Origin of the sequence: Sphingomonas sp. IC4-52 (assembly GCF_020707225.1) — a bacterium.
Taxonomy (GTDB): Bacteria; Pseudomonadota; Alphaproteobacteria; order Sphingomonadales; family Sphingomonadaceae; genus Sphingomonas.
Genome location: NZ_JAJFEU010000007.1, coordinates 131,033 through 140,654, shown reverse-complemented (window position 1 = coordinate 140,654; position 9,622 = coordinate 131,033). Strand labels below are relative to the sequence as shown.

Here is a 9,622-nt window from a genome sequence, read left to right as displayed (position 1 = left end):
ACATGTCCCTTCATCTTGACCAACAATGTCAAAGAGCGACAAAAACCGACGCCTCGGCTAACCCCTTTTTCTCGGGGCGACCATGGCGCCTTGTTTTCGCTAACCGCCTCAGCAACCGTGCCGGCCACCGCTGCGGTGACACCCATCTAGGCGGACCGCCCCCAACCGTCAACAGGTTTTTCCGACAGCCGTCAGATTTCATAAAAAAGTGTCTGCTTCCCCGAGAGTTACGAGGCGCCTGGCGGACGGGGACCGTTCTATGCAAGCCCATCGCATGGCCGAGAATCGCCGTGCTTGTGGGAGGCTACAGAGGCGAATCTGACGGAGCACGCGAATCTCGCCCGCGGTTCCGGCGATATCCTCCGAATCTGTACCGGGCTCCTTTCAGCTGCGCGTTTCGATCCGAGCTGGCGCATCGACGCGAGCTCGAATCGAGCGGTGTCATTGGAACCCGACCACCGCATGCGGCACGTACGCCTGCTCGAGGCGGCGCAGTTCCTCATCGTTCAGAACGATGTCGAGACCAGCGACGGCATCCTCCAGATGGCCTTTCTTCGAGGCGCCGACGATCGGGGCAGACACAACCGACTTCGACAAGACCCATGCCAGTGCGATCTGCGCGCGTGGCACGCCGCGTTCAGCCGCTACTGCGGCCACCGCTTCGACCACCTTCCTGTCCGCGTCGGCAGTATGGGCGTAAAGCGTCTGGCCGAACTTGTCGGTCTCCGACCGATTGGTTGATTCCCCCCAGTCTCGGGTCAGCCGCCCGCGTGCCAGCGGGCTCCACGGAATGACTCCGATACCCTCCGCTTCGCACAGCGGGAGCATTTCGCGCTCTTCCTCCCGATAAAGCAGGTTCAGGTAATTCTGCATGGTGACGAAGCGCGTCCATCCGTTCGCGTCAGCCGTGTGCAGCATGGTCGCGAATTGCCAGGCGTACATCGAGGACGCACCTATATAGCGCGCCTTTCCGGCCTTCACGACGTCGTGGAGCGCCTCCAGTGTCTCCTCGATCGGCGTTTCATAGTCGAAGCGGTGGATCTGATAGAGATCGACATAGTCGGTGCCGAGGCGCGTCAGACTGGTATCGATTTCCTGCATGATCGCCTTGCGGCTCAAACCCGCGCCGTTCGGGCCCGGCCGCATTCGGCCGTGCACCTTCGTGGCGATGACCACCTCCTCGCGGCGGGTGAACTCCTTAAGCGCCCGTCCGACGATCTCCTCGGAGCTGCCGTCGGAATAGACGTTAGCGGTATCGAAGAAGTTGATCCCTGCCTCGATCGCCTGGCGCAGCAGTGGACGACTTTGCTCCTCCGGAAGGGTCCATTCATGATTGCCGCGCCCGGGATCCCCGAAGGTCATGCAACCGAGACAAAGCCGCGACACGTCCAAGCCCGTGGCGCCAAGCTTCACATATTCCATCCGGCCTCTCCCGATGATCCTGCCGCGCTATCGTTGATCAGAACAAACGCTGGCGGCCAAGCGAAAGGTCGTGCAGCCAGAGCGCGCCCGCGACCATAAGGCACCCGCGGAATGCTACGCGGTAGAAACAGCTGTGACCGACCTTTATTCGGTCGAGGCTGAGTTGGGCTGCTCCCCCGTCTTCTCATCGCCGAGTTGGCCGGTGCCATGATAGGCGCGTCCCGACTGCCCGCCGTCGAAATGGCCGCCCTTCTTCCCGGTGTGTGGATTGGGGTAGGCGCCGCCCTGGCTTTCACCGCTGCTATCCCGCCGGCTGGCGACCTCCCCATTCTCATCGGGAACGTGCGGCTTGGTTCCGCTGCCATCGGCCTGCATCGGCTGTTTATCGGTCATATCATCCTCCAGAATTTCGCGGGCGCGCGTTGGCGGACTCATGGTGCCATGGGCCCGGCCGGAACATTCAGGCCAGCTTGAAACCTTCCTTGTTCATCGCGGCGGTGATGTGCTTGTTCTGCTCCTCGGTGAGCTTTGAACTCAGCCGCGGGAACAGGTCATTCTCCTCTTCCCGCATGTGGCTTTCGATCATGGCGCGAAACTCCTTCAGCTTCGGCAGCCAGTTCGGGTCGTCTTTGGGCATCTCCCCCAAGTCGAAGAAATACTGCTTCACGTAGCCGTGTTCGTGATTGAGGTGATCCGCAGCCTCCGTCAGCCCGTGATCGCGCATCATCGCATACACAACATTCTCTTCCTGGAAGGCGTGTTTGCTGATGGCGTGCTTCAGCTGCGTCAGCAGCATTGTCCGACGCGCAACTGCCGTGTCCTCAGTCTCCTCCAGGAGATCGAAGATCTTCAGTGCTGCCGCATGCTCCGCCGCCAGTGCCTTGTCCCAGTTTCCGGCGAACATCGTCGGGGCCTGCACTGCCGACTTTCGCAGCAGGTTCGCTGCCAAGCCGATCGCAATTCCAGCCGCGGCACCGATCGCCGCCGTCTGCCGGTTCGTGCCCGTGCCTGACACATTGCCTGATGTCGCCATGTTCCTGCTCCTCTGCTGGAGTAGCAACGACAAGCCGTGCGGGGTGTTCCTGCCGCGATGATCGCTGCGCTGCTTTCTGCCTAACGTAGATCAAGGGGACGCGCCGGTGGGTAGTTGCGAGCCTTGATCTGAAGCAAGTGGCGGAACCCAAGATGGCGTTCCGACTTGAAGGCGTCAGGCGAGCAACGCCGCTCGCATGGGAGCCCTTGCATGCTGGCGATGAACTATCGCGGACCCTATCGCGTCCGTGCCGACGAGAAACCGATGCCGCAGATCCTTCACCCGGAGGACGCCATTGTCCGTGTGACCCGATCGTGCATCTGCGGATCGGACCTGCACCTCTACCACGGAATGGTTCCGGACACGCGAATCGGGATGACCTTCGGGCATGAGTTCTGCGGGATCGTGGAACAGGTCGGGCCGGAAGTCCGCAACCTGAAGCCAGGCGATCATGTGCTCGTGCCGTTCAACATCGCGTGCGGCAAATGTCATTTCTGCCAGCAGGGCCTGTACGGCAACTGCCACGAATCGAACGCCCAGGCGACGGCGGTAGGCGGCATCTTCGGCTATTCGCATACCGCAGGCGGCTATGACGGCGGCCAAGCCCAATATGTCCGCGTGCCCTATGCCGACGTCGGACCGATGGTGATCCCGGACTGGATGGACCCGGACGATGCGGTCCTGCTCACCGATGTCGTGCCGACAGGCTACCAGGCGGCCGAGATGGGCGGCATCCAGCCGGGCGACACCGTGGTGGTGTTCGGCGCTGGCCCCGTGGGGCTGATGGCGGCGCGTTCCGCCTGGCTGTTCGGCGCCGGACGGGTGATCGTGATCGACCATCTCGATTATCGGCTGGAATTCGCACGCGTCTTCGCCCCTGCGGAAGTGTACAATTTCCGCGAGATCGACGACGTCGTCGTGTTACTGAAGAAGCAGACGGACTCACTTGGCGCGGATGTCTGTATCGATGCGGTAGGCGGCGATGCTGCGGGCAATGCCCTGCAATATGTATTCGGCACCAAGCTGAAGCTGGAGGCCGGGAACGCCATCGCGCTCCACTGGGCGATCAACTCCGTGAAAAAGGGCGGGATCGTGTCGATCGTCGGCGTTTACGGCCCGACGGGTAACATGATCCCGATCGGCAATGTCGTGAACAAGGGCATCACCGTTCGCGCCAATCAGGCGTCGGTGAAGCGGCTGCTGCCCCGGCTGGTGGACCACATCAAGGCCGGGCACCTCAATCCCAAGGCCATGATCACCCATCGCGTTCCGCTGACCGACATCGCGGATGCTTACCACATGTTCTCGGCGAAGCTCGACGGCTGCATCAAGCCGGTGCTGCTGCCGAACGGCCAGTGAGCGGAGAGGTACGATGACAAAGCGACTGGTCGACACGTCCAAGATCCCCGGCTGGGGCGTGGATGCGGATCCGAAGAACAATCCCACCTATCCGATCCGCCATATCGAGGACCAAAAGGACCGCGGGCTCACCTGGACGCGCCCGTCGCAACAGATCCCTCAGGTCGAAGTGCTGCGATCGATCGAGCATAATCGCCTGCCGGCGGTGATCGGCACGTCCACGCCGCCGAGCGGTCTGTCCGGTGCGATCCGCCGCTACGCGTTTCGCCGCAGCGAATCCGACTGGTGGCACTGGCTGCTGTTGATGGGTGCAGACCGGATCAATGTGGTCGAAGGCGTGGTGGAAGATCTCACGCGCGGCAAGCTGCCCAACATCCCCGGTGAAATGGGCGCGCGTTCGGAGTGGCAGCACAACAAGAAAGGGTTCGTGCTGAAGGCCGGTGCCACCCTGGCCGTGGGAATCGCGCTGGTCGCGGCGTTCCGTCGCGGCGGATCTCGGCAGGACAATCAGCCCGCGCCGGCAGTGGCGACGCCGACAGATCCGGACTCGGTGCCACACATCCCGTATTGAGCGGCGCGACCCTAACGGGGAAGCAGGGCGTCGGCGCTACCCTGCCTGATGGCTGATCAGCGCCTCCCAACATCCACAAAATCGAAAGGCCGCCCTCTTGCGAGAGCGGCCTTTCCATTGTCAGCCATTCGCGGCTCTCGTCAGGCGAGAACCTCCGCGGCGGAGGTCACGTCCATCAGACTTGCCGCGAGCGGCGTGAGACAATGAGACATTCGACCACCTCCTTTCCGTTGTTGAACGATAACGGGAATGTGGGACGCCCGCCCGTGTTTTCAATAGCTTGTCCATAGTCGCGATCGGCAACGTCGGCGGATCGTACATGCAACGCAGGCGCCCGCGGCCGGGATCAGCCAGCGCGGCAATGTCTCTGACGTAGAAACGCGGGCGAACAAGGCTGCAATCCGCCCGCCGGCGGTGAGGCTGCATCACTCGGCGTGACCTGTCTGCAACAGTATTGCTCAGCCCAAGGGCGAGGCCCACACAGTCTGGTTTGCGGGATTCATCACAATCTATGTTGAAGCCTGAAACTCCACCGTCTCTCAGGCATTTAGCTGGCATGCCGAGCTATGTCTTCCGTGTCCGTACCCCTGACAACGTCACCCATCGTGTGCAACGTGATGAACTGCCTGACCTCGACGCGGCTATGGCTCATGCGCAACGCTTTGCCCGCACACTGGTGCGCACCCCAGTGCGCCGCGGGCAGCAGACGATTGGCGGCAGCGTCGACGTGGAAATCGCCGATCGGGCCATCGCCCGCCTTTTGCTGAGCGAAGTGGCCTATCAGATTTCCTGAGGCGATCCGCGCAACGGTTGGCGCGGCGCACCGGCGCCCCTTTTGACATTCGCCCGTGCGGCATTGCACGGCACAGGCGATGACTAAGACGCCGCCGGTCCCGCTCGCGATCTATGACCTTGACCGCACCATCACCAGCCTTCCCACCTGGACGCCCTATCTGCTGTTTGCTGCGCGGCGGCTCCAGCCGGCCCGGCTCGCGCTGCTGCCGGCCGTGGTCGCCTCCGCCGCTACGCGATCGCTCGGTATCATGAACCGTGACCAGTTGAAGGAGGCGATGCATCGCCTGCTCCTGGGCCCCGCCGTGCCGCCGGACCGGCTGGCGAAGGTATCCGAAGCGTTCGCCGAATGGATCGTGCGCAATCACGTCCGCCCGGGTGCGCGCGCGCAATTGACCGCCGACAAAGGAGAGGGGCGGCGCATCGTCATCGCCACCGCGGCGCACCGCTTCTACGCGGAGCCGATCGCACGCCGCCTGGGTGTCGCAGATCTGGTCGCAACCGAGGCTTCGCGCGGGGCCGGTGGCGACATCTTACCGGCGCTGAGCGGCCCGAACTGCTACGGTTCGGCAAAGCACGCCATGATCACCGCATGGTTCGCGCGCAGCGGGATGGACCGTGCCAACACGCACATCCGCTTCTATTCCGACCATGCGACCGATCAGCCGACCTTCGAGTGGGTGGACGAGCCAGTAGCAGTCAATCCGCACCGCAAGTTGCGCGCCTTGGCCGGCGAGCGCGGCTGGCAGATCGCGGACTGGGGGGTCGGCTAAGCGCCGCCGAAGCGCGTCACAATGGCGGCCGCTGCGCGCGCGGACGCGGGCTGATCGGTCAGCGAAAAGGTTGCTGCGAAGGCGGCTTCCTGCGCCGCGCGGAAGCGGTCAGGTTCGCGGACGGCGCGGTCCAGCGCACCCGGCAATTCCCGGATGTCGCCGATCACTTCCCCCAGACGCCAATGTGCAAAATCGGGGCTGTCCTGCCATTCCGCCTTGCTCGCATCGAGAAAGATCGCGGGGCGCGGACGCACGATCCATTCGTAGATCTGGCTGCTGGCGTCGCCGAGGTAGATGTCCGCGCCGCGCGTATATGTCATGTCCACCGAAGCTTCGCTGCCCATGTCGACATGAATATTGGGCAAGCTGCGATAACGCTCTGCAACGTCGCGGCGCCAGTGCACCACGCGGTGCTCGACGGAGGCGTGGACCCGTCGCTGCGCCAGCATCACATGGGGCGCGACCACCAGATTGTAGTCCGATTGCGCTGCAAACCAGGCAACCACATCCTCGCCCATCGAATACCAGGATGAGAGCAAGGGATCGAAGTGCGGGTTGTACAGCACCGTTGGTCGATCATTGGCGAAGAGGCGCGCCGGCGGCCCGTTATCGATCGTATCGAACTTCGGATAACCGACGATGACGTGATTGTCGGGCGTGATCAGGCCGGCGGCGAGCATCCTGTCGCGTACCTTCGCACCGGAAAGAAGCACGAGATCAAACCCGCGCATCACCGCCCGGAAGCCGACGGACCGGTCGCCTGCGCCGTGCGGGATCCACACATATTTTAGCTGATCGAGTCCGAAGCGGTCGCGCAGCAGAAGCGAGGTGGTTTCGGGCACCACAAGCACATCGAGCGCGGCAAAAGCCGGTAGGTTCTCGCGAAGCGTCGCGATGCGCCGAAATGGTGCGACAAAGCGCAGCGCCCGGTCCAGCGCCGCAGCGACTTTCCCGATCTTCAGGGAAACGAACCTCACCTTTGCCGCTGCAGCGCCCAGAAGCGCGCGAACTTCGCGTTCCTGCTCCGCAGACGAGGTGAGAACCACCGCCTCCACCTGAGGATAGCGCACGATCTCCCCGATCACGGGCGCTGTATGGCGGATCTGATGCAGGGCGTCGTGGTTGAAGAGAAAACCTACCTTCATGCCCGGGCCTGGCCCTCCAGATAGGCGATGACGGCCTCGGCGGCTCTCTCCGCCGCGCCCGGCGACGTATCGCCAAGACTGGCCTTCGCCATGGCCTCCTGACGCTCTCTATAGAGCGCATGGCGCTCCGGCGCCGCGCGGATTGCGGTCATCAGGTCGGCGGGATCATCCACCACATCGCCCAGATGCCAATGTGCAAAGCTCGGGTCATCCCGCCAGTCGATGCCGTGCGCGTTCAGGAACACGCACGGTCTTGGGCTGGCGAGAAACTCATAGACCTGACTGCTGACGTCACCGACATAGATATCTGCGGCGGCCGCATAACTCATGTCGACGGAGCGGTCGGAACCGGGATCGATCAGCACATTGGGGGTGCTGCGCGCCCGCCAGCGACTGCGCAGTGCCTCGCTCCGCCTGCGGAAGAGCTTCACATGGGGCGCGACGATCAGGTTCATGGATGGGTCGGCGGCGAAGCCGGCGAGCATCGGCTCCACGAAGCGATGCCATGACGTGAGCTTGGGCTCCTTATGGGCATTGTAGAGCACGGTGGTCTGCGTCTTGGCGAACGGCAGCGCGGTGGTGCGGGCGATATGCTCGGCCGTATCCAGCTTCACCGATCCCGTAAGCGCATAACCGCCTTCCCGGACCAGCCCCGCTTCCAGCATTCGCGCGGCGGTCTTCGGCCCGGCGAGCAGGACGAGGTCGAAGGTCGCGATCCTCGGGATGAAGCCGCGTGCGCGATCACCAAACCCGTGGGGACTGTAGATCAGCCGGGGATGGGTGGCGCCCAGACGGCGCAGCGCGGCAACGGTATTCTCCACCGCGAAGATGGCGTCATAGCCGTTCAGTTCGGCGATGTTGTCGCGCATCACCATGTCCTTGAACATGCCAAGCCGCTTCATCCGTTGCAGCCCCCGCGTGAGCCGCGACTTGCGCAATGGACGTTGCTCCAGCTCTGGCCCACCCCATGCCTGGGTGATCCGCGCCAAGTGGTGCGGCGTCTCTGGATCGTTGAAGTAATTGACGATCGTCCAACCGGTCCGGCGTGCAAGCTCGAGCGCGATGGCTGCGCCATGGTAGCACTGATAGGCTTCTGCGATATAGAGGAAAGCAATGCGCATCCGCGTGGCCCATAGCGCGGTGGCGATTGGAAGACAGCCGTTGACGTCCCCCCCTGAAGCAATATCCCCGTTTCGCCGCGCGCTGCGCAATGTCGGTTGGCTGCTGACCGGCAAAGGCCTCGGCGCCGTGCTCAGCATCGTCTATCTGGCGCTGGCGACGCGCTCGCTTGGCGTCCAGACGTTCGGTGTATTCACCTTGATCCTCAGCACGGCTCAGGCGGTTGCGGCACTCGTCGGCTTCCAGACGTGGCAGATCGTGGTGCGGTTCGGGATGGTGCACCGCGAGAGCGGCGCCTCGGCGGCACTATCCCGGCTCGTTCGCTTCTGCCTGGCACTGGATATTGGCGGGGCATTGGTGGGCATCGGCATCGCGGGCGCGGCGCTGTGGCTGATGCAGGCGCATTTCGACTGGTCAACGTCGCTTGCGTGGCAGGCATTCGCGTTTTCGGTCGTCCTTCTATTGTCTGTGCGCTCCACGGCAGTCGGCGTCCTGCGCCTGCATGATCGGTTTGCGATCGGCGCCGGCGCGGATGCGGTAACGCCGATGGCTCGGTTCGTCGGGGCACTGATCGCGGTCTGGCAGGACGCCACCCTGACCGGCTTCCTGATCGCCTGGGCAGCGGCCGAGGTGCTGACGGCGGTCGGCTATTGGATCAGTGCGGCGCGGGTTGCGCCAGATACGCTTCGCAGCTGGCGAGGGACCACGCTCGCCCCTTCGGAAAACCCGGGAATCTGGCACTTCGCCTTTGTCACCAACCTGAACTCCACCCTGAACGCCGCCAGCCGGCAGTTCGCCGTCGTGCTGGTCGGCCTGCTCACCGGAGCGGCGGCGGCCGGCAATTACCGGCTCGCCTATCAGCTCAGCCAATCGCTGGTCCGCCTCGCGGACATGTTCGCACGCGGTGTGTTCCCTGAAGTGACCCGCGCCCACGCCAGCCAGCGCGCCGGCGAGCTTCGCAAGCTGGTGCGTCAATCGGCCAAGCTGGCAATGGGCGTGGGGCTCGCAACCTGCGTGCTGGTGCCGCTGCTCGGCAAGCCCGCGCTCTACCTGATCGCTGGAGAGGCGTATCTTGGCGCTTACCCGGTGTTGGTACTGCTGGGCCTTGCCGCCGGACTGGACATCATGGCGGTCGGCTTCGAACCGGTGCTGCTGGGAACAGGTCACGCGGCACGCGCGCTGCGCATCCGCATGCTTTCGGCCGCGGTGCTTTTCTCGTTCGTGATCCTTTTGATGCCGTCCTTCGGGATCATCGGGGCAGGCGCCGCATCATTGATCGCATCAGCCGTGGCGCTGATCGCCCTGATGCGCAGCGCCTATGTTCTTACGCGCGCCTGAGGGTGCAGCGGGCCTCGCGCCTTGAATTCACCGGCGCGGGTTGCGACCTACAAGGCTGAAGGAGCCGGTC

10 protein-coding genes are annotated in these 9,622 nt (G+C 63.7%); 5 read left to right on the top strand and 5 right to left on the bottom strand.

Annotated features, from left to right (window positions below):
- Positions 1–441: 441 nt before the first annotated feature.
- From LK535_RS15700 to LK535_RS15690, 3 genes are all read right to left on the bottom strand, one after another.
- Entirely contained in the window at positions 442–1,422 is a 981-nt protein-coding gene (locus tag LK535_RS15700) for an aldo/keto reductase (RefSeq protein WP_227772868.1), read from the bottom strand.
- 144 nt (positions 1,423–1,566) lie between these two features.
- Positions 1,567–1,815, bottom strand: a complete 249-nt coding sequence (locus tag LK535_RS15695; RefSeq protein ID WP_227772867.1) for a hypothetical protein — start codon at positions 1,813–1,815, stop codon at positions 1,567–1,569.
- 67 nt (positions 1,816–1,882) lie between these two features.
- Entirely contained in the window at positions 1,883–2,455 is a 573-nt protein-coding gene (locus tag LK535_RS15690) for a hemerythrin domain-containing protein (RefSeq protein WP_227772866.1), read from the bottom strand.
- 210 nt (positions 2,456–2,665) lie between these two features.
- Between LK535_RS15690 and LK535_RS15685 the strand changes: the two genes are divergently transcribed.
- From LK535_RS15685 to LK535_RS15670, 4 genes are all read left to right on the top strand, one after another.
- Entirely contained in the window at positions 2,666–3,814 is a 1,149-nt protein-coding gene (locus tag LK535_RS15685; RefSeq protein ID WP_227772865.1) for a zinc-dependent alcohol dehydrogenase, read from the top strand.
- Between the two features lie 13 nt (positions 3,815–3,827).
- On the top strand, positions 3,828–4,385 hold the full coding sequence (locus tag LK535_RS15680; RefSeq protein WP_227772864.1) for a hypothetical protein: 558 nt from the start codon (positions 3,828–3,830) through the stop codon (positions 4,383–4,385).
- A 556-nt stretch (positions 4,386–4,941) separates the two neighbouring features.
- Complete coding sequence (locus tag LK535_RS15675) at positions 4,942–5,178, top strand: DUF6894 family protein (protein WP_227772863.1); 237 nt, start codon at positions 4,942–4,944, stop codon at positions 5,176–5,178.
- Positions 5,179–5,257: 79 nt separating this feature from the next.
- The gene (locus LK535_RS15670) at positions 5,258–5,950 is read left to right on the top strand and encodes an HAD family hydrolase (protein ID WP_227772862.1); all 693 of its coding nucleotides are present in this window, start codon (positions 5,258–5,260) and stop codon (positions 5,948–5,950) included.
- Here LK535_RS15670 and LK535_RS15665 read toward each other — a convergent pair.
- Complete coding sequence (locus tag LK535_RS15665) at positions 5,947–7,095, bottom strand: hypothetical protein (protein ID WP_227772861.1); 1,149 nt, start codon at positions 7,093–7,095, stop codon at positions 5,947–5,949. The genes LK535_RS15670 and LK535_RS15665 overlap by 4 nt on opposite strands.
- Positions 7,092–8,216 carry a hypothetical protein gene (locus tag LK535_RS15660; RefSeq protein WP_227772860.1) on the bottom strand — a complete coding sequence of 375 codons (1,125 nt, stop codon included), beginning with the start codon at positions 8,214–8,216 and terminating at the stop codon, positions 7,092–7,094. The genes LK535_RS15665 and LK535_RS15660 overlap by 4 nt, the downstream gene beginning before the upstream one ends.
- On the opposite strand from LK535_RS15660, the gene LK535_RS15655 reads away from it, so the two are divergent.
- Positions 8,209–9,552: a lipopolysaccharide biosynthesis protein gene (locus LK535_RS15655; protein WP_227772859.1), complete on the top strand. Its 1,344-nt coding sequence runs from the start codon at positions 8,209–8,211 to the stop codon at positions 9,550–9,552. The genes LK535_RS15660 and LK535_RS15655 overlap by 8 nt on opposite strands.
- Positions 9,553–9,622 lie beyond the last annotated feature (70 nt).

Coding starts and splice junctions, on each gene's coding strand:
- LK535_RS15700 (WP_227772868.1), bottom strand. CDS start 1,422: ATGGAATATGTGAAGCTTGGCGCCACGGGCTTGGACGTGTCGCGGCTT.
- LK535_RS15695 (WP_227772867.1), bottom strand. CDS start 1,815: ATGACCGATAAACAGCCGATGCAGGCCGATGGCAGCGGAACCAAGCCG.
- LK535_RS15690 (WP_227772866.1), bottom strand. CDS start 2,455: ATGGCGACATCAGGCAATGTGTCAGGCACGGGCACGAACCGGCAGACG.
- LK535_RS15685 (WP_227772865.1), top strand. CDS start 2,666: ATGCTGGCGATGAACTATCGCGGACCCTATCGCGTCCGTGCCGACGAG.
- LK535_RS15680 (WP_227772864.1), top strand. CDS start 3,828: ATGACAAAGCGACTGGTCGACACGTCCAAGATCCCCGGCTGGGGCGTG.
- LK535_RS15675 (WP_227772863.1), top strand. CDS start 4,942: ATGCCGAGCTATGTCTTCCGTGTCCGTACCCCTGACAACGTCACCCAT.
- LK535_RS15670 (WP_227772862.1), top strand. CDS start 5,258: ATGACTAAGACGCCGCCGGTCCCGCTCGCGATCTATGACCTTGACCGC.
- LK535_RS15665 (WP_227772861.1), bottom strand. CDS start 7,095: ATGAAGGTAGGTTTTCTCTTCAACCACGACGCCCTGCATCAGATCCGC.
- LK535_RS15655 (WP_227772859.1), top strand. CDS start 8,209: ATGCGCATCCGCGTGGCCCATAGCGCGGTGGCGATTGGAAGACAGCCG.
- LK535_RS15660 (WP_227772860.1), bottom strand. CDS start 8,216: ATGCGCATTGCTTTCCTCTATATCGCAGAAGCCTATCAGTGCTACCAT.